The organism is Corynebacterium sp. HMSC073H12 (assembly GCF_001837775.1).
Taxonomy (GTDB): domain Bacteria; phylum Actinomycetota; class Actinomycetes; order Mycobacteriales; family Mycobacteriaceae; genus Corynebacterium; species Corynebacterium amycolatum.
Genome location: NZ_KV834033.1, coordinates 268,005 through 287,541, shown reverse-complemented (window position 1 = coordinate 287,541; position 19,537 = coordinate 268,005). Strand labels below are relative to the sequence as shown.

16 protein-coding genes are annotated in these 19,537 nt (G+C 58.8%); 11 read left to right on the top strand and 5 right to left on the bottom strand.

Going from position 1 to position 19,537, the window contains the following annotated elements; genetic code table 11:
- Nucleotides 1–27 precede the first annotated feature (27 nt).
- The 4 genes from HMPREF2708_RS04975 (at nucleotide 28) to HMPREF2708_RS04960 (ending at nucleotide 3,862) form a co-directional block, all read left to right on the top strand.
- Nucleotides 28–639 (top strand): SdpI family protein, encoded by a 612-nt coding sequence (locus tag HMPREF2708_RS04975; RefSeq protein WP_070833044.1) that lies wholly within the window; start codon nucleotides 28–30, stop codon nucleotides 637–639.
- Nucleotides 640–710: 71 nt separating this feature from the next.
- A complete protein-coding gene (locus HMPREF2708_RS04970) occupies nucleotides 711–1,694 on the top strand; it encodes a bile acid:sodium symporter family protein (RefSeq protein WP_070833041.1) in 984 nt (327 codons plus the stop codon).
- Between the two features lie 108 nt (nucleotides 1,695–1,802).
- Nucleotides 1,803–2,933, top strand: a complete 1,131-nt coding sequence (locus tag HMPREF2708_RS04965; RefSeq protein WP_070833038.1) for a DUF695 domain-containing protein — start codon at nucleotides 1,803–1,805, stop codon at nucleotides 2,931–2,933.
- Between the two features lie 14 nt (nucleotides 2,934–2,947).
- A complete protein-coding gene (locus HMPREF2708_RS04960) occupies nucleotides 2,948–3,862 on the top strand; it encodes a hypothetical protein (protein ID WP_246840341.1) in 915 nt (304 codons plus the stop codon).
- Between the two features lie 57 nt (nucleotides 3,863–3,919).
- On the opposite strand, the gene HMPREF2708_RS04955 is transcribed toward HMPREF2708_RS04960, so the two are convergent.
- Genes HMPREF2708_RS04955 through HMPREF2708_RS04940 form a run of 4 tightly spaced genes read right to left on the bottom strand, consistent with a single transcriptional unit; the run spans nucleotide 3,920 to nucleotide 7,142 of the window.
- On the bottom strand, nucleotides 3,920–4,270 hold the full coding sequence (locus tag HMPREF2708_RS04955) for a branched-chain amino acid transporter permease (RefSeq protein WP_070833036.1): 351 nt from the start codon (nucleotides 4,268–4,270) through the stop codon (nucleotides 3,920–3,922).
- 2 nt (nucleotides 4,271–4,272) lie between these two features.
- Complete coding sequence (locus HMPREF2708_RS04950; RefSeq protein WP_141762919.1) at nucleotides 4,273–5,058, bottom strand: AzlC family ABC transporter permease; 786 nt, start codon at nucleotides 5,056–5,058, stop codon at nucleotides 4,273–4,275.
- Nucleotides 5,059–5,700 (bottom strand): YqgE/AlgH family protein, encoded by a 642-nt coding sequence (locus HMPREF2708_RS04945; RefSeq protein ID WP_070833032.1) that lies wholly within the window; start codon nucleotides 5,698–5,700, stop codon nucleotides 5,059–5,061. It abuts the gene before it with no gap.
- Complete coding sequence (locus HMPREF2708_RS04940; protein ID WP_070833029.1) at nucleotides 5,700–7,142, bottom strand: CCA tRNA nucleotidyltransferase; 1,443 nt, start codon at nucleotides 7,140–7,142, stop codon at nucleotides 5,700–5,702. The genes HMPREF2708_RS04945 and HMPREF2708_RS04940 overlap by 1 nt, the downstream gene beginning before the upstream one ends.
- 160 nt (nucleotides 7,143–7,302) lie before the next feature.
- On the opposite strand from HMPREF2708_RS04940, the gene HMPREF2708_RS04935 reads away from it, so the two are divergent.
- The 7 genes from HMPREF2708_RS04935 (at nucleotide 7,303) to HMPREF2708_RS04905 (ending at nucleotide 18,549) form a co-directional block, all read left to right on the top strand.
- The gene (locus HMPREF2708_RS04935; RefSeq protein WP_197915051.1) at nucleotides 7,303–8,160 is read left to right on the top strand and encodes an NUDIX hydrolase; all 858 of its coding nucleotides are present in this window, start codon (nucleotides 7,303–7,305) and stop codon (nucleotides 8,158–8,160) included.
- Nucleotides 8,161–8,166: 6 nt separating this feature from the next.
- Nucleotides 8,167–10,704, top strand: coding sequence for a hypothetical protein (locus HMPREF2708_RS04930; protein ID WP_070833023.1), 2,538 nt, complete (start codon nucleotides 8,167–8,169; stop codon nucleotides 10,702–10,704).
- A gap of 27 nt (nucleotides 10,705–10,731) precedes the next feature.
- A complete protein-coding gene (locus HMPREF2708_RS04925) occupies nucleotides 10,732–14,334 on the top strand; it encodes a murein biosynthesis integral membrane protein MurJ (protein WP_070833020.1) in 3,603 nt (1,200 codons plus the stop codon).
- 235 nt (nucleotides 14,335–14,569) lie between these two features.
- Nucleotides 14,570–15,133, top strand: coding sequence for a sigma-70 family RNA polymerase sigma factor (locus tag HMPREF2708_RS04920; RefSeq protein ID WP_246840340.1), 564 nt, complete (start codon nucleotides 14,570–14,572; stop codon nucleotides 15,131–15,133).
- Between the two features lie 168 nt (nucleotides 15,134–15,301).
- On the top strand, nucleotides 15,302–16,240 hold the full coding sequence (gene trxB / locus HMPREF2708_RS04915; RefSeq protein WP_005511625.1) for a thioredoxin-disulfide reductase: 939 nt from the start codon (nucleotides 15,302–15,304) through the stop codon (nucleotides 16,238–16,240).
- Nucleotides 16,241–16,633: 393 nt separating this feature from the next.
- Nucleotides 16,634–16,954, top strand: a complete 321-nt coding sequence (trxA, locus tag HMPREF2708_RS04910; protein ID WP_005511613.1) for a thioredoxin — start codon at nucleotides 16,634–16,636, stop codon at nucleotides 16,952–16,954.
- A 410-nt stretch (nucleotides 16,955–17,364) separates the two neighbouring features.
- On the top strand, nucleotides 17,365–18,549 hold the full coding sequence (locus tag HMPREF2708_RS04905; protein WP_005511642.1) for an N-acetylmuramoyl-L-alanine amidase: 1,185 nt from the start codon (nucleotides 17,365–17,367) through the stop codon (nucleotides 18,547–18,549).
- A gap of 26 nt (nucleotides 18,550–18,575) precedes the next feature.
- Here HMPREF2708_RS04905 and HMPREF2708_RS04900 read toward each other — a convergent pair whose 3' ends face one another.
- Nucleotides 18,576–19,529 carry a hypothetical protein gene (locus HMPREF2708_RS04900; protein WP_070833014.1) on the bottom strand — a complete coding sequence of 318 codons (954 nt, stop codon included), beginning with the start codon at nucleotides 19,527–19,529 and terminating at the stop codon, nucleotides 18,576–18,578.
- Nucleotides 19,530–19,537: the final 8 nt, after the last annotated feature.

Here is a 19,537-nt window from a genome sequence, read left to right as displayed (position 1 = left end):
GCCCAACCACCTATATAAATTGGAAGCATGATTGTCATCCCTGTAATTACCCTGGTTCTGGCTGTTTGCATAGCCGTTGTCGCTGGTTTGGCATGGTCAGCGAAACTGCCGGGTAATAACTGGATCGGAATTCGTGCGCCCGAGGCTCGAAAGTCCCAGGAAAACTGGGATATTACGCACCGCGTTGCCGGTCCGCCGTGGGCTGTGTCCGCCGTCGCTTTCCTCGGTGCCGCCATGCTCGCCTTCCTCGCCATCCGCCCGGAGGCCTCTGGTTGGATGTGGCTGTGGTACGCCGTCGCTCTGCTCGCTGGTATCGCCATGCTCGGCGTTGGTGCGGCTATCGGCTCGCACACCATCGCGCTTTACGACGCCAAGGTCTCCGCCGAGTCCGGCTCCGGTTGTGGGTGCGGTGACGGTGACAGCGGCTGTGGCTGTGGCTCCGGCGCCACTGATGCCGTCGACACTGCGGCTGATGATGCCTGCTGCTCCGACAACCCGGCAGCAGACTGCGGTGTCTCCGGTGGCTGCAGCTCCTGTGGCATGGAAGGACTGTGCACGGACAAGGGCTCATCCGCGAATGCCACTTTCAAGCCTGTGGACAAGGATGCGCTGCGCAAGGCAGCTGAGCAGAAGAAGTAAAGAATTATTGCAGAGAAAAGCTTCTGCAAAATAGTAAGACAACTTCTAGTTGCCCACTAAACTATTTGTCCATGTGGCAACGAATTGTGAGTTGGCGTCCAGATCCCCTCATCGTCGGTATCGTTGCTGCAGCGATACTGGCGATTTTTTTTCCTGCAAGCGGCACTACCGCTGAGGTTTTCAGCTGGGCAACGAAGATCGCCATCGGCTTCTTGTTCTTCCTCTATGGTGCGCGTTTGAGCCCGCAGGATGCGTTGGCCGGTGTTAAGCACTGGCGGCTGCACATAACCATTCTGGCTTTCACTTTCGTGCTGTTCCCAATCCTCGGCCTGCTGATGAAACCCTTGGATTGGATTCTCTCTCCTGGCCTCTACCTGGGCATTCTGTACATGACGCTGGCCCCGTCAACGGTGCAGTCGAGTGTGAACTTCACCTCCATCGCCAAGGGCAATGTCGCTGGCGCAATCGTTAGCGCATCGGCTTCTAACCTGCTGGGCATCGTCGTCACACCGGTGCTGGTGATGCTGTTGATGGCCACTGGTGGCGGCGTTCATGTGGATTCGTCAGTGTTCTTGGATATTTCGCTGCAGTTGCTGCTGCCGTTCGCAATCGGCCAGCTCACTCGCCGTTGGACCCTGAAGTTTGCCGCCGCGAAGACGACTAAGAACGTCGACCGACTTTCCATCGCACTGGTTGTCTATGCCGCGTTCTCCGAGGGCATGGTGCAGGGCATCTGGTCGAAAGTGCCGGCCGGCGACATTGTCATCCTCATTGTGCTCTCGGTAGTGCTGGTGGAATTCGTTTTGCGACTGTCCGGTTTCGTCGCAAAGAAGATGGGCTTCGACCGCAAGGACCGCATTGCCATTCAGTTCTGCGGTTCGAAGAAGTCCCTGGCCACTGGTCTGCCCATGGCCGCCGTTATCTTCGGTGCCGATGCCAGCCTCTATATTTTGCCGCTGATGATTTTCCACCAGATTCAGCTGATGATCTGTGCGGTCTACGCCGCTCGCTGGGGCAAGGAAGCAGAAGCTGAACCGGAGCCACAACCCGCTTAACGCGGTCTAGGGAATGGACCCGAGGGGCGAATCCGGCTTGGCACATATACTGGGGCGCACAACATAAGGTTCGGTTTTAAACGAGCAAACGAAAGTGTGAGATTCAGTATGGCTAACGAGAATCCGGCTCCATTCTCCCCGGAACAGCGCGCCGCAGAAGAGACCGCGATCAATGAGTTCTGGTCGTGGTGGAACTCTTTTGGCGCCGATGCGCTCGACTCTATGTTTAGTGTCCAACTCGGTATCGATGGTGCACCGAACGCCGCCGATGTGGACATTATTGATGTCCAGAAGGAGGTCGGCGGCCGCATCGCCGCTATTAATGACCGTCTCATCTGGGGGTTTGAGGCCGGTGCTCCGTATTCTCGCCATCTTCTGACTGTTAGCGCTGCGGGTGATCCAGAGCTGCGTCCGGTCGCTCGCCGTTGGCTGGAGGCCGCACCTGACGACGGCGCGGTGTGGTCTTTCACCGACCTCCGCCAGGCGGATCCGGCGATGAAGCTGTCGCTGGGAGATGTCGCGGCCACGTTGGTTGCACAGGGTGCTCTTGACGCCGATGCTCCGGCCGAGGTCGATCCGGCAGATGCCCGCGTGGCTGTTAGCAGTGGCCATGGGGCAGTGGACGTTCGCCTATTCCATCCGCTGTTCCCGGCGATTGCTCAGTTGGAGGACGGTGAGCGCTTGGTAGCTCAGCTCGGTTTCACGCTGCTGCAGCTGGCTCTGGGGGAGGAGGACTTCGGCCTGTGGCTGCGCGGCTTTGCCTTCGCTGGCGAGGAACCGGAAGGTGCTATCCCGCTACCGGAGCTGGGCGGTGTCGTCGAGAAGCTCGCGGAAGAGTGCCCGGAGTGGCTCACCATTGATGCCGAAGCCAACGGCCAGCCGCTCGTCGTCGCTACTCGCGCTCCGATTACGCAGCTGGTGAGCCCGACTATGACGCAGCATGTGCTGATTCAGCTCATGCTCGCTCACATTGACGACAAGGGCTTGCCGACGGACGAATCGAAGGAATCCCTCTCCGAGTTCAATACCGCTGCCGCTGAAACCATCGCTGAGGACAAGGGTATTTTTGTTGCAACTGAGCAGTCCGATGGTATGGCTCTAATGCACTTCTTTATTGACCCGGCATCTGATGCGGAGGCGGGTCTGCGAGCTGTTGCGGAGACGTGGGCCGAGGGAGAGCACGTCGTCGATTCCGCTTACGATCCAGCTTGGCAGCGCGTCGGCCACCTGCGCGTGTAGATTGGTTTTTTGTTATGAACGCTCGTCATCGTCTTACTCCACGGCCTTCCCGCGCGATTCGCATGGGGCTTACCGGGGTCATCGCTGTCACCAGCCTTCCGCTGGCAGCCGGGAACGTCACTGCGGCTCCGCAGCCGAAGCTGACTCCACAGGGCACCATTGATGCTCCGGGGCGAACCCAGATCAGCTTTACCCACACCCCAAGTGGCGCGCACTACGGTACGGCGAACGAAAATGAGGCTCGCCCGGGGCTGTCGATTGTCAAGCTCTACATTGCCGACTACGTCTTCAAGCACGGCACCGAAGCGGACAAGGCGAAGGCCACACAGATGATTCGCTACTCCGATGACAACATCGCCAGCGAGCTCTACGGCCGTTACCCGGACTCCATCAACGCCACTGCGCGTGAATACGGCCTCAGCAACACCCACGGCGCAGGTCACTGGGGAAATTCCACGACTTCCAGCGCTGACACTGTGAAGTTCCTGGAGGCCAAGAAGCGCGAGAACCCTTCTGACCCCGTGCTGGTTGCTATGAACACCGCGTCACCTGTGGCAGCGGATGGCTACCGCCAGGATTACGGCACCGCCACGCTGCCTGGTGTCATTGGCACAAAGTGGGGTTGGTCCGATGACCGCCAGAGCATTCACGCCTCGGCATCCATTGGCCCTGACTTCAGCGTCGCTGCTAACACCTACGGGACGAAGGAAACTCACACCAGCGATGTTCAGAATGCCTTCGACGGCACGCTGGGCACTTCATCGCTGCCTGGCCTGCCCGACAGCCCGAGCCTGCCAAACATCCCAGGCGTCCCGAATCTGCCCGAGAGTCCGAATCTCGGCGAACTACTGAACCTGCCGGAATCCCCGCAGCTGCCGCAGATTCCGGGGCTGCCGAACTTCACAGGCCAGGTACCAGCGCAGTTCTAGCCACTGACCGCTAGCCGCTGGCACCGTCTCACACGCACACCGCCCACACAGCGCACCTCACGCGACGAGGTTTACAAGGGCCATATACAGCGCCGTGCCTACGAATATCGAGATCACGGTGTTGCGCCGCCACCAGTGCAAAAAGATGGTGACCACCAGTGCCACAGGCACGGCCCAGGCAGCGCCGGGGTCGCCACCTTCACCGCTGAGCCCCAACCGTCCAAAGACGGTGTAAACCACCAGCGCCATCATGACTCCAACCGGCATGGTCGTGCCGAGGAATTCGAACAGGGGAGAGCCCTTCAGGGTCCGCACGAACGCAAACGGCAGTGCGCGCAACCCAACTGTCACTGCGCCCATCGCAAAGAGCGCGGCTAGCACATAGCCGGAATCGGGCATCGCGGTCATGCTCACTCTCCCTCCGTTACACGCTGATTGCTTGACGATGTCATGCGCATCACCCGATCCACTCGTGGTGACCACACGCGCAACAGCAGCATGCCGAAGTACATCAACAACCCGATGACCAGCATCTGGTTCGGGTTAATCAGCCACCCGACCAACGTGCAGACGATAGCGGCCAGGGGCAGTGACCAATCCTTGGAGGTCTCAAAGGCGTCCATGGCCAGCACCGTAAAGAGCGCCACCAGTGCGAACTCGGCACCGCGGATCCCTTCGGGCAATGCTGCGCCGGTTAACGCCCCGACAACACCGGAGCCCACCCACAGCAACTGGCAGAGAATCTGAATCGTCAGCAGTCGGCGGCCCGACATCTTTTCAGCCGGATTTGCCGCAGAGACAATGGCATACGACTCGTCGGTTAGCGCGTATGTGGAATATGCGCGGCCGAGGCGAGACTGTATCCGGTCGCGGGGGAACGTCAGCCCGTAGAAAACGTGGCGGAAGTTGACCATAAACGAGGTCACGGCACAGCCGAGCAGACCTGTATGGGCCATAACCAGGCCGACAGCGAGGAATTCCATCGACCCCGCGTAGACCACGAAGGAGAAGATGGGTGCCCACCACCAGCTAAAGCCAGTCTGTGCGATGAGTAGGCCGAATGCGAGCCCCAGCGGAATGAGACCCATGCCCACGGGCAGTGTCTGCCGAATGCCGGCAGCTATGTCGCTGCGGTCGCTAGTTGCAGTGGCGTTTACCTCGGCGCTATTTCCTTCGATATTGATGTTCTGACCCATTTAGTTGTCACGTACATCTACGGGGTAGGTGCCATACAGTGGCAGCGGCCAGGGCTGACGGCGCATGCAATCACCCCAGATGTCAGCGGCAGCAGGCGCGAGTACATCAGAGGGCAGGGCAGGGGCGACGTACCAATCACCGCGATCGAGCTCTTCTTCCAACTGACCCGGATCCCAGCCTGCGTAACCGGCGAAGATACGCGCGCCATCGATGCGGTCGCGTACGTCCTCCGGCTCCGCACCGAGGTTGACCAGCGCAAACCGGTGGGCAATGCGTTCCATCAGCGGTGCCCCAGTAATACTGTCGGTCTCCTGAGGGAGGGTGGCGCCATTTCGTACCACACCAATGCAGATTGGCTGCGTCTGGTTGACCGGACCCCCGACGTAGAGCACCGGCGGCTTAGCCATCAGCGGTGCCCAAGGCTCGAGCACATTGTGCACAGGCGTCTGCGAACGCTGTGTGAGATCGACACCAAGGGTGCCGTGCTCATCGTGCTCAATGAGGAAAATCACCGAACGAGCGAATTCCGGCGAGGGCATGCCGGGGGCTGCGAGCAGCAGCATACCGGCGGCCGGGTCGTTGCGCTCGAGGCTGGTAAAAAGCCGGTCGCCATAGAGATTTTCCGGATTAATCGACGCCATTAGCTCTCACTCTCGCTTTCAGCCTGCTCACCGGACTGCTCGTACCACCATTTCTTCAGCGCCAAGATAGCATCCTCACGCTCCAGCGGACCGGACTCCAGTCGTAGCTCCTTCAGGTAATTCCAGGCCTGTCCGACTTCCTTGCCGGGCTTCAGGTCCAGAATTTCCATGATTTCGTTGCCGTCCAGATCGGGGCGGACGCGTGCGAGATCCTCCTGCTCAGCGAGCTCCTTGATTCGCGCTTCCAGGCTGTCGCAGGCTCGCGCAAGGCGTGCTGCTTTACGACGGTTCCTCGTCGTACAGTCGGCCCGCACGATTTTGTTGAGTCGTTCCAACAAATCTCCGGCGTCGTTGACATAACGTCGCACCGCCGAGTCCGTCCACTTGCCCTCGCCATAGCCGTGGAAGCGCATGTGCAGGTAGACCAACTGCGAGATTTCATGGTTGGTCTTCTTCGGGAACTTCAGTTTCCGAAGGCGACGTCGCACCAGCTTCGCGCCGACAACTTCGTGCTGGTAAAAAGTGACGTTTCCCTGTTCGTTGTAGGCACGGGTGGCGGGTTTGCCGCAGTCGTGCAGCAGCGCCGCCCAGCGCAGCACGAGGTCCGGTTCACCGGGTTCTTCCTGGTCGATGGCCTGCCGCATGACCTGCAAAGAGTGTTGGTAGACATCCTTGTGCTGGCGGTGTTCATCCTGCGTCATGCGCATGTCAGAGATCTCCGGCAGCACGCGGTTGGCCAACCCCGATTCCACCATCAGGTCGATACCTCGGCTGGGATCTGCCCCCAGGATGAGCTTGTTCAGCTCAGTGGAGATGCGCTCAACCGTGATGCGGTCAATTTCGCTGGACATTTCCTTCAACGCCTTGAGTACGCGCGGTGCCACGTCGAACCCGAGCTGGGATGCGAAGCGGCAGGCACGCAGCATGCGCAGGGGATCGTCGCCAAAGCTGACCTCCGGCGCACCCGGGGTATCCAACACACCCGCGACAAGATCCTCGAAACCTCCAAGCGGATCGAGGAAGGTGCGGGTGCCGTCGCCATGCAGTTCAACGGCGATGGCATTGCAACGGAAGTCGCGTCGGATTAGGTCGCCTTCGAGCGTGTCGCCGAAAGTGACCTCCGGATTGCGGCTGACCTGGTCATACGTATCCGCACGGAATGTGGTGATCTCCACCTGACGGCCATGGCGCTCTGCGGACAGCGTGCCAAATTCAATGCCGGTATCCCAGACGATGTCGGCCCAGTCATCGAGGATCGCGCGCGTCACCTCCGGGCGCGCGTCGGTGGTGAAATCGAGATCCACGCCCAGTCGCCCTAAGAGAGCATCGCGCACAGAACCGCCCACAAGGTACAGACGGTGGCCAGCTGCACTAAACGCAGCTGCCAGCGAATCGAGAATCTCCGACTCCTTGGCAATCGCCTGATCCGCCACTGCCAGCATTGCCGTCCTGCGCACCTGTGGGTCCGCATCAGCAGCCGCCGAAGTAGCACCGTGAGGTGTAGTCCCCCCGGGCTGGTCACCATTTGTCGTTGAAGGAGTCGATTGTGTCACGACCGACACAATACCCGCTTATACCTATAAACCCGGTAGTCTAAGTGGAATGAACAACGTGGTACGCAATGACAACTCGGCGGCGAAGAGCCGTCGACGTCGTCGGCGACCGCGCAGAAGGGGTGGCGCTTCCGCGTCCACCAACACCAATAGCGCTACTACCAGCGGCAATTCCGCAAAACGTAGTGGCTCCGGTGCCAATGGCCCCAAATCGACCAAGCCAAACTCCGGTGGCGCCAAGAAATCTTCCAAATCACCGAAGTCGGCACGACCCTCGAAGCAGTCGAACAACCGCGGTGGCCGCAAACACGGTCAGGATAGGAACAATCGCCGTCGTCACGCACAGACGAAGCGCACGAACAATCGCCGTGCGCACTCGTCACGCGCGCAAAATGCAGCGCCGATGCAGACCTCGATTGAGACTTCGGCGGGCGGACTGGTCGTCTCGGGGCTTGCTGAGGCGGTCGGCGATGGCGGCAAAGTCAACCTGTCACGGATTTATGTCGCGCTGATTGGTCGGCACGATCGTCGCGGGCGCCTGCTGTGGTCGATGCCCAAGGGCCATGTCGAGCCCGGCGAAGCTTTCGATTCCACCGCCGAACGTGAGGTGTGGGAAGAAACGGGCATTCGCGGCGAGGTCATCGAAGAGCTCGGTGTGATTGACTACTGGTTTGTCTCCGATGGCACGCGGATTCACAAGACCGTGCACCATCACCTTCTGCGCTACGTCGATGGCGATTTGAACGACGAAGACCCCGAGGTCACTCAGGTCATGTGGGTCCCGGTAGACACCCTGGTGGAGCGGTTGGCCTACGCTGACGAACGCAAACTGGCCCGGCGCGCGCACAATCTGCTGCCCGATCTCGCCCGCGCGGAAAAGCGAGCAGGCCGGCAGACGCCGAGGTGATTGCGCATGTTCAGGTTGCAGTTGCCAAGGAATGTTGTTCGTAAAGTCACGGCCGCCACCGCAGCGCTCATACTGTGCTTGCCGACGACCGTTGCGCCCCCAGCTTTTGCGCAAGATGAGCAGTTGTGGGGCAGTGGTACCAATCGCGTCGGTGAACAGGGCCCCCTTCGGCTTTCGATAACCAGTTTCACTCCGCATGTCGCGGCTCTACATTCGACACTGACCATCAAGGTGCAGGTGCACAACACCTCCAACGCGGATATCAGCAATGTTGCGCTGCGCCCACAGCGGGCCGGCGCACTAGCTTCCTCTGCAGATGCGCGGACGATTCTCGCTGAGCCTGAATCGGTGTTTGATGTGGCTGGGACCTTCAGTGCCCCCATCGAGCTGAAAGCGGGCGAGAAGCGTGAGGTTACGCTAAGTGTTCCTATCTCCGCACCGGCCCCAGAAGGACTCGACATCACGGAGGCCGGCACGTTTCCGCTGCTCATCAATGCTAACGGGCAACCGGCAGATGACATCGACCGCCTGCTGGCGGAAACACGCGCACTGCTACCGGTGACGGATCCGCAAGACGCAGGTGATAAGCCGGAACCGCCTGCCGGTGATGAGACCGACAACGATGAGACCGACAATTCCAATGCGCCCACCCGCCGCGATCCAGTGCCGTTTTCGCTGATTTGGCCCATCAGCCAGCCAGTGCCAGTGGTCGGCGGTGAGACCGGTGACGCACCCTCGTCGCCGAATCTCATCCTCACCGACAATTCTTTGGCCGAATCTCTTGAACGCGGTGGCCGCCTCGACGGTTTGCTCACCTCGTTGGAAAAAGGCTTTGCCGGCCCCGATGGGGAGAGGTTGCGGGAATCGACATGCATCGCCATCGACCCGGAGACCCTCGATGCAATCTCCCGGATGACCCGTGACTACTGGATTGGCATCAGCCGCCCAAGTCCTGTGGAGTCCTCTCCGCGACTGCGGGATTCCTGGGGAAACGCGGATGACACCAATCTCACGCATATGCCCGCCAGCGACAATGCCGCCGACTGGCTTAATCGGCTGCACGATCTCACACAGGACACATGCACACTGTCACTGCCGTGGGGCGGCACCGATGCCAGCGCCGTAGCTCGCGTGGCGGATCAAGAGCTTTCCATGGAGGCACTCGCCGCTGGTCGACAGACCATCGCCAAGCATTTGGACGTTCAGACACTGCCGGGTATCTATTTGCCGGCCGAGGGATACGTAACGTCGGAAAGCGCCCCGCTGTACTCGGCGGCGACAGCTCTGAGCGGAACCACCCCGGAGCGCGCATTCGAAAACCGCGTAGATACCGGCGAGACGATGCCTCCCTCGCCCACTCCACGCGAAGCCGCGCACGACACCACCGTATTAGTCGCGGACAACACCACTATCACCGCCGATGGTCAGACACTACGGCCTGGCCACAGTGGCGTGCTTGCCGACGGTGGCCGCGCCTTCGCCCTTCCTGGGGCATTGACAACCTCTCTGGCTGCAACAGGACGGTCTCCCCAGACTGTGGCGTATTCGAATCTGCTCGGACGCTACGATTTCCGAATCGACTCCGAGGCTGCACGGATGCAGACAGCGATTGGCACTCTGTTCCAATCACTGACTGATTCGGATGACCCTCGCGCGACTGTGGTGGCAGCACCACCGTCCGGTTGGGATCCACGCGCTGGCGACGCTGAAGATTTCATGGCCGCGGTTCGGAAAGCCGTGGACGATAACCTGGCTGAGCTGACTCCGCTGATGGACTCCATCACCGCTTCAGCTCACGACCTGGATGCGGGCTCGGTTACCCCAGTTGACGAGCTCGCCGATCCCGCGCCGGTGAGTGAAGCGCTCGTGGAGAAGGCCCAGATGGCCTCCCGCGAAATCACGGACCTGACCACAATCATGTCCAACGATCCCAACGTCGCGCTGACGCGGTATGAATTCACCCGCCCCCTGCGGCACGACTTACTGCGCTCGTTTACCACTCTCGGCCGGCGAAATCAGCTGCAGTCAACTGACGTGCAGCGGCGGAGCGAAGAACTCAGCGACCAGGCACTGGTTATGACTCGACGCCTGCGCAATTCAGTGACATTGGTAGCTCCCGGCGGTGTCTACACCCGCGCAACGCAGCTGTCGCCGATTGCCGTGCTGGCTCGCAATGGTCTGCCACTGCCGGTTCCCGCATTCGTGCGCGTCGGCGCTGGAGATTCGGTGATGGAGGAGAAGTATGAGGCCGCCATCCCTGCCAAGGGGTCGGTGACTGTTCAGTTCACTCCGCAGTCGGGTGATGATGCAGAATCCACTCCGGCAACCAATGCTCCAGAGGGAGACCGGCCACGGGATAGTGGAGACAATTCCCACAACCTGTTGTTGTGGCTCGAATCACCTGGCGGCACGCCTATTTCTCAATCAGTGAGTATTTCCGTGCAATCCGGCGCTTCCGTCGGGGTTTTGGCTGTCGTGACCCTCGTCATCGTCACTGTTGGTGGGTTTTTTGCCGCAAAACGGTCACAGTACTTTCGGAAATAGACCCCCTTTTAAGCAACAATAGAACATGTGACTGACTCAGACGCGCATAAAACTGGACTTCGAGGCCGCATTCGTCGCCCCGCGCCACCGGCTCCGGTTCCGGCGGCGCGGCCAACGGCTGAATCTCAGCCGGCCGAAGCGGCCCCGGACCTAACTCGCGTATCCGGCCATAAGGCAAATGCCGATACCGCCGGTGACGCGATGACGGAATCGGCATCACCATCGCCGGCAAAGACGGCGACTGCGACAGCAACCGCTTCCGGCGATTCGTCCGCGGACTCGACGACGGACGCAAATCAGGGACAGTCGAACTCGGACATCGTCGCCTCCACGGGCTCGATGGCAATCGCTACCCTGATTTCGCGCATTACGGGTTTTTTGCGAAACCTGCTCATCGGCGCGACGCTGGGTCCGGCTGTGGCTTCAGCCTTCAACGTCGCCAACACACTGCCGAACCTGATTACGGAAATCGTCCTCGGCGCGGTGCTGACTTCTCTGGTGGTGCCGGTGTTGGTGCGCGCGGAGAAGGAGGATCCAGATCACGGTGCCGCCTTCATTAGACGTCTCTTGACTGTCTCCATGACGCTGTTGGCAGTGGTGACGGTGCTGGCAGTGATAGGTGCGCCACTATTGACCAGATTGAGCCTTAACGAGGCCGGTAAGGTCAACGTTCCGCTGGCGACGTCATTTGCGTTCTTATTATTGCCGCAAATCATCTTCTACGGCATATTTGCGCTGCTCATGGCGGTGCTAAACACCAAGGGAGTCTTTAAACCCGGTGCGTGGGCACCTGTCGCCAACAACGTCGTGGCCATTGCCACGCTCTTGCTATATCTGTTCCTGCCCGGCCAATTGAGTCCGGATTCGGACGGTTCACTCTCCGATCCGCACATCCTGCTTTTGGGTCTTGGTACCACTCTGGGTGTCGTCATTCAGGCAGCCATCATGATTCCCTACCTCAAGCGCGCGGGCATTGATTTGCGTCCGCTGTGGGGTATCGACGACCGCATCAAACAGTTCACCGGCATGGGTGTTGCGATTGTCACCTACGTGGCAATTTCCCAGGCTGGTTACTTCATCACCACCAATATTGCCTCGACTGCCTCCAAGGCAGCGCCGACGATTTACCAGCAGGCTTGGCTGCTGTTGCAGGTGCCCTACGGCATCATCGGCGTTACCTTGCTGACCGCCATCATGCCGCGACTGTCCCGCAATGCAGCCGACGGCAATGATGGGGCAGTGGTCCGCGATCTATCCATCGGTACGCGTCTGACCATGATTGCGCTGGTGCCGATCGTCGCCTTCTTCACCGCATTCGGCCGCCCCATCGCCGTCGGTCTTTTCGCGTATCTGGAGTTCCCCCGCGAAACCGCGGAGATTCTTGGCTGGACACTGTCCTTCTCGGCGTTCTCGCTTATTCCATATGCCATCGTGCTTTTGCACTTGCGTGTTTTCTACGCCCGTGAAGAGGCCTGGACCCCGACTTTCATCATCCTCGGCATTACCACCGTCAAGGTGATTCTGTCGTTCTTCGCTCCTCGTCTGGCTTCTGACGATGAGACCGTCGTCGTGTTGCTCGGTGCCGCCAACGGTTTCGGTTTCGTCGCCGGCGCAGTAATTGGCTTCTTGCTCTTGCGCCGCACTCTCGGACACTTGGACAGTAAGGCGACCGTCCACACCGTGCTGTGGGCACTTGGGGCGTCGCTTGTCGGTGTCGCCGTTGCCGGGGGCGCATTCGCATTGACCGACCTTGTGCTGTTCGATTTCTTCGGTTCCTTCGGCGTACTGCTGCAGACCATCGTCACCGGCGTGGTCTTCCTCATCGGTACCGGTCTGGTGCTCGCTCAGGCTCCATTGGAAGAGGTCCGCGTTCTGGGTGGCTTCCTCGGTCGCATTCCGGGTCTACGCCGCTTTGCTCCGCAGCCCCATGCAGCCGACAATGCCGTCGCCGACCGTGAGGATATGGAGCGCGAACGTGGCTTCGCCGCTGATGCTTTCTCGATTGCCCCGTCGAACCTGATCGGCGAGGCCACGGGTCTGGCAAACGAGGGCTTCACCGCTTCGCCACTGCTGCCGCCGATGCCGACGCAGGGTTCCCGCCCGACCCGCTATGTACCCGGCGAGATGGTCTCAGGTGGTCGTTTCCGCCTGCGTTCTGAAATCGCGTCCTACCCAGGTCTGCGCCTGTGGCGCGCCATGGATATGGGAGATCCCGATAACGCAGATGTCGCACTTGTCTTCGTCGACACGATTGCACTGCCGTACTACGACACTTCGCCATCGGCTGCTGCCCAGAAGATTGCCACGACGACCAATGAGCTGCGTGACTTGGCTGGCACCGGAATGTCGCGGATTCATAGCGTGGCGAAGACACGCACCGAGGTGCTCATCGTCGCCGACTGGACCAGCAGTATCGGTATTGAGCGGTTCGATCAGGCCGCCCACCCGGATGCCCTGGCACTCGCAGTTGCATCACTTGCCGAGACCATTGCCGATGCCCACGAATCTGGGCGCTGCCTTGGCTTGACAAACAAGCCTGGACAATTGCGCATCAGCAGCGACGGCCACATCTACGATGCATTCCCCGTCGTTTTGCCCAATAGCTCGCAACGTTCGGACTACAACGCGTTGCTTTCAGTCATCGACGAGCTGTTCTACAACGTGCCAAATATCCCCTCCGATATTTCTGCTGCCATCGACCGCGCGAAGCAGACACGCCCGGAGAACTCCAATGGGCAGGAGTCGCCAGCTCGCACGCTCGCCGAGGACTTGCGCGCCGCAGCGCTGGGCCCCGATTCTTCGGAGTTTCTCGCAATCGACCCCGACACCGGTGCGCGCGAATCCGTCGATGCCGGCGGTGCAGCTCAATCAAACGCTCATCACACCAAGAATCGCACCCGCGCATTCAGCACCGGCGCAGTCGTTGTCGGTGTAGTCATTGTCGGTGCACTTGTCGCCGCGGGCATCTTTGGTCTGGTTAACCGTTCCTCGGACGCACCGATTAACTCCGAGTCCGTACGACGCGGCCCGGCTCCGGTCACGACGCTCTCGCTTGCCGACGCTAGCGAGTGGCAAGCCGACACCGACAACCCGGCAGCAGGTCCAGACAATCCGGACATGGCTGAGCTGACCATCGATAATGACGAGGAAAGCTTCTGGGTAACTTCTACTTACCTCAGTCAGTTCGGCAATCGTCCAGAGGACTTTAAACCTGGTGTTGGTATTCGGGTCACTCTGGATGAACCGGCAACCATTCGAGAGCTTAAGGTCTCTGCGACCCCGGGCGCACACATTGAAGTTCGCGGCCTACGCGATGCTGACTCGACGGCCTTGGATGACACAACGGTTCTCGGTAGCGCAACCGCCACCTCAGGTACGACGACCATCGAAATCGATAGCCGCGACACTGAGTGGAAGAACATTGTTGTCTGGATCTCCGGCTTGCCGACGGCTGCGGAAGCGGTAGCCGACAGCAACTCAGACACTGATGCTGATACGAATGCTGATGCTGAGTCGCAGGATTCCGATGCGGACAACCCACTTGTCGGCGACCGCAATCTGGCTGAGCAATCCCCGGATTCGTTGCTGCCAGTTGCGATTGGCGATATCCAGGTGCGTGGTACGGAATAACGCTCTGAGCTTGCCTTAGGCGGCAACAGTTTAAGTTGTCCCAAGTTATCCACAGCTACTGGGACGTTTTGAAATTCATCCACAGCCCGCGGTCTCCACGGCAGTTTTGCCAAGCGGAGAGCGCGGGTTTCGTGTTTGCATAGGAGCCATGAACTTTGGGGGAAGAAATCGAATTGGGGAAAGTCACCGTAAGGCCCATGCGGGTCGGCGACTGGGGGACTATGGCGTCGTCGGTATGCGAAAGCATGCAACGGCAGACGAGGTTGATCGTGAGTTATTAAAGGCGCACCTGGCGGGGGATCGTCGCGCGTTCGCGGTGTTGGCACAGCGTTATTACCCGCAGTTGGTAGCTATGGCGCGGCGATATCGTCGGGATGATTTCGATCCTTTGGATGGGGTACAGGAGGGGTTGGCGCGGGCAATTGCGGGGGCGGCGAGTTTTCGCGGGCGTTCTACGGTGGCGACGTGGCTGACGTGCATTGTGAAGAATGCGTGTATTGACCACATCCGCGGTCGTTTCGGGGAGATCTCTCTGTGCGATAAGGACGAAGATTTTGAGACGCTTCTGAGTTCACAGCCGATTCCCTGCCCGGATGTTCCGCTACGAGTGACTATGGTCGCCGCTTTGGAGCAGCTACCAACGGATCAGCGGGATGCCCTGTTGTACTTGGACATCTTTGGGTATTCGCTGCAGGAGACCTCTCGCAGTATTGGGCAGCCGAGCGGAACGTTGAAGTCTCGACGAGCGCGGGCGCGTCGTGCGCTTCGGCGACAGTTGGAAGAAGTGCAGGTGGCCTAACAACTGCGGAGCAGGGGAGAAGCAGGGGAGGGGAATAGAGATGGCTAACCTCACGTTGGTTGAGGTAGCTGGTTCCGGTAGTTTCTTTCCCGGAGCTGAAAAATTTGCTTGCTACTGAGCATCACTGTGCGCCATGTGATGTGAGAGATAAAAATTATAGGAGTCTTCATGAGCGATATCGTTCACGACCTGATCATTGTCGGTTCCGGCCCCGCCGGTTACACGGCTGCCACCTACGCAGCTCGCGCCGACCTGAAGCCTGTGGTGTTCGAGGGCATCGAGTTTGGCGGTCTGCTTATGACGACTACCGACGTGGAGAACTACCCAGGTTTCTCCGAGGGCATCATGGGGCCAGAGCTAATGGATCAGATGCGCGCACAGGCTGAGCGCTTCGGCGCTGACCTGCGCATGGAGATTGTCGATCGCATGGATCTCACCGGCGACATCAAGTCTGTTTGGGTTGGCGAAGAAGAGCACAAGGCTCACGCTGTCATCTTGGCAACCGGTGCCGCTCCGCGTTATGTCGGCGCTCCGGGCGAGCAGGCACTGCTTGGTCATGGGGTCAGCGCCTGTGCCACCTGTGATGGTTTCTTCTTCCGCGACCACGATATCGCCGTCATCGGCGGCGGTGACTCCGCAATGGAAGAGGCAACCTTCCTTACCAAGTTCGCCCGCTCGGTGACGATTGTCCATCGCCGCGACGAGTTCCGCGCGTCAAAGATTATGGTTGAGCGCGCCCAGAACAATGACAAGATTCGCTTTGCGACGAACAAGGTTGTGTCCCAGGTTCTTGGTGAGGACAAGGGTTCAGTTACCGGTCTCGAGCTGGAAGACACCGTCACTGGCGAGAAATCCGTCCTCGATGTGACTGCCATGTTCGTAGCAATTGGCCACGAGCCACGTTCGCAGATGGTTCGCAATCAGCTGGACTGCGACGAGAATGGCTACATTCAGGTAGCCGCTCCGAGCACCCAGACCTCCCTCAAGGGCGTCTTTGCAGCGGGCGATGTTGTTGACTCGCATTACCAGCAGGCAATTACCGCCGCTGGCTCTGGCTGCAAGGCCGCGCTGGATGCTGAGCACTACTTGGAAACTGTTGCTCGGTAGCTGACAGGAGGGAAGCCTCGCTAGCTGGATAAAAAGCTGATAGCTGGGGCAGTACAATTGTTGGATAAGGCCAACAATTGCAGACATCCAAATATTGGGAGTATCCGATAGTCAGTCAGCCCAATTGTTGTTTGCGGCATCTCAACGAGGGCACAGCGGGACGTGTTATAGCCCGATCCGCCCCGCACCCCTCGAGCGCTCGCATTGTTCCCAAGAACACCATTAATTAACAATCTAGTACTTCACTCGCACCACCGGAAGCCCTAATTTTTGACGCCTTTAGCGCCAAGTCCGTACGCGAGACTGAAGAAACTAGGTTGAAAAATTAGAATCAAGACCACGAATCAAAACCACTAAGAACTCAAACGAGCTCATTCTAAGGAGAAGAATTTCATGGCTCCGGTAACTGTCACCGCCAACACCTTTAAGTCCGATGTCCTCGAATCCGATAAGCCGGTACTTGTTGATTTCTGGGCAGAGTGGTGTGGCCCGTGTAAGAAGATTGCTCCCGTTCTCGACGAGGTTGCGACCGAGCTCGATGGCAAGGCCGTCATCGCCAAGGTCAACGTCGATGAGGAGCGTGCACTGGCTGGCATGTTCCAGATTATGTCCATCCCAAGCCTGCTCCTATTCAAGGACGGCAAGAAGGTCGAAGAGATTCGCGGAGTCCGCCCGAAGGGCGAAATCACGACGCTCATCGAGAAGCACCTTTAAAAAAACTTGTGGTTGCTCCTTATCCGATACGAGGTCGCGACTGCTCACCCGTCACTTCGCTTCTGCCACCTTCGTTGAACACGTCTTATTAAGATGTGACTGAAGTTATGGTTGTGATTTAGAGTTAGTCCTGGGGTTTTGCCGTCGGGTTTGCCGACGCGCCCTCGTAACAATCAATTCGCGCCTGCGACCTGGTAATCTTGCTGGAAATGGCGGTTTACGTCTTCCTTAATACCGTGAAGGAACCAGGTTGCCGCCAACTTAAGAGGTATTGCTGACCAGATCCTCTGAGAGTGCGCGGAGTTTCTTAACTGAAGTTTCGTTTAGCTCACTGACCAGTAATACTGATTAAGTGTTGTGAGGACCCACAACGGCCTGAACATAATTGTGGAGTTCGGAAGGGAGTTTTCGTGCCAGAGTTCCTGAAGGTGGGCGATAGGTCACCTCGTGTTGCCGAGGTACGTTCTACCCTGGCTCGGCTTGGGCTTCTGCCCAACTGGGAGGGCTCAGCTGCAGAGGAAAACTCGCCTCAGTGGTCTGGTGACGACGACCTCTTTGATGAGGATATGCGCAACGCTCTCCTGGCGTTCCAACAGTCCCGCGGTGTCTATGCCGACGGCATCATCCGCGACAGCACCCTGCGCCTACTGCGAGAAGCTTCGTACACTCTGGGCACCCGCGTACTGTCCTACGATCCACTGTCACAAATGACCGGTGAGGACGTAGGCGTCCTCCAAGCTACCTTGCAGGAACTCGGTTTCCACGATGCCCGAGTAGACGGCCACTTCGGCCCGAAGACCGATGCCTCTGTGCGTGAATACCAGCTCAATTACGGGCTGGAGCCCGACGGTATCTGTGGCCCCGTTACTCTCCGAGCGCTCAGCTACTTGGGTAGGAGGGTTACTGGTGGCTCGGTAAACGCTTTCCACGAGAAGGAAATCCTGCGCACGATGGGGCCAAAGCTCTCAGGCAAGCGCATTGTCATTGATCCAGGCCTTGGGGCAGGGGAGCCCGGCATCGTGGTCGACGGCCCCTACGGTCAGATTTCTGAAGAGGAAATTCTTTGGGATTTGGCCTCTCGCATCGAAGGTCGTCTTGTCGCGGCGGGTGCAGAGACTATTCTGTCTCGTCCTCGTACCGACAACCCATCTATCGAAGATCGAGCTGAGATGGCCAACGCATTTGGCGCCGACATCTTCATCTCCCTGCAGGCTGACCACTATCACAACAACCGAGCCAGCGGTATTGCGACCTTTTACTTCGGCTCGATGAAGGGCTCCAACTCCATTCTGGGCGAACAGCTCTCTGGCCTTATTCAGCGGGAAATTGTTGCCCGTACGAGCCTGGTGGACTGCCGCTCGCACGCCCGTACTTGGGATCTCCTCCGTCTGACCAGGATGCCCACGGTGGAAGTCGCCGTTGGTTACCTGACCAACGAGGATGACGTGGCAATTCTTTCTTCCCCAGATCAGCGAGACGTAATTGCCGAATCTATCGTTGTCGCTGTAAAGCGTCTGTACCTGGGCGATGAAGAACAGCAACCAATGACCGGCGCTTACAGCTTTGCTCAGCTGATTGAAGAGGAAAAAGCCTAAACACGGCCGGCCTATGTAACCCGGCGCTAGAGACTGAACAGCTTTGAGCGCATAAAGGGTTCTTTCGCACTTAGATCCAACGCATGGCCGATTTCTTCGTCCCAGTCCAATTCCGCATCCAACTCGATACGGAGTTTCGGATGAATCGGGTGTGGAGTCACCACCCGAAATCCGGAGTCAAGAAGGGTTCGCGTTCGAATTAAATCACCGGCATTATGGTTAATCGCCGCCAACGAATCTGAAATACACGGCTTTGGATTTAGCTTTTCTTCGAGTTGCGCCTCGAAATCAGCGATTAGATTCTCCGTACCGTCGTCAGGCGTTGGCGATGACGGCGTGGGTCCCGACATAGAATCCGCTGTGCCACTGCAACCGAACGCCTCTACCGCTGAAATCCCGCGCAGCGCGAGCTTGTGCAGAGCGGTCACAATAAGCACGCGGAGCATGTCATCGTCAACCTCTAAAGCGTTGTAATGCAGACTTGTCAGCGCAATCGCATCCGGCGATATTGGCCCGGAAGGCATGGAAAAGGTCGTCGGGCAGAAGCGCGGGGGAGCAAAGAGGAGCGTGCCGACGGTCTCAGGTTTCCCATCGATAAGTGATGCCGGTGGCTTTCGCCGTAGCGAATATCCGCACGGCCCCCAGGAAAGGTAGACGGTATTGAGCCATGCTTCCTTCTCCAAGCGCACCTGGGCGGCTAAATCAGAGCTTAGGTCGCTATTTAAGGGGCTCTCACTAGCTCCGGTAGGGCGAGTAGGGGGTTGGCTGTCCGAATGCTTTAAATCGCCGTTGAGCGCTTCATCGTCTTCTGGCCTGCGAGGGTCCAAATTAGGTTCACGCGGCTCAGTCGAGAAGTGGGGTAGGGCAGTTGCAGTACGGATATGCTCCATGCCCTGTTCCCAAAACAGGCTTAACATCGTCTCCGGATAGATTCCATCGATGTCGGCCAGCGAAATTTTCTCGATGAATACTTCAGTCACAGTAACCG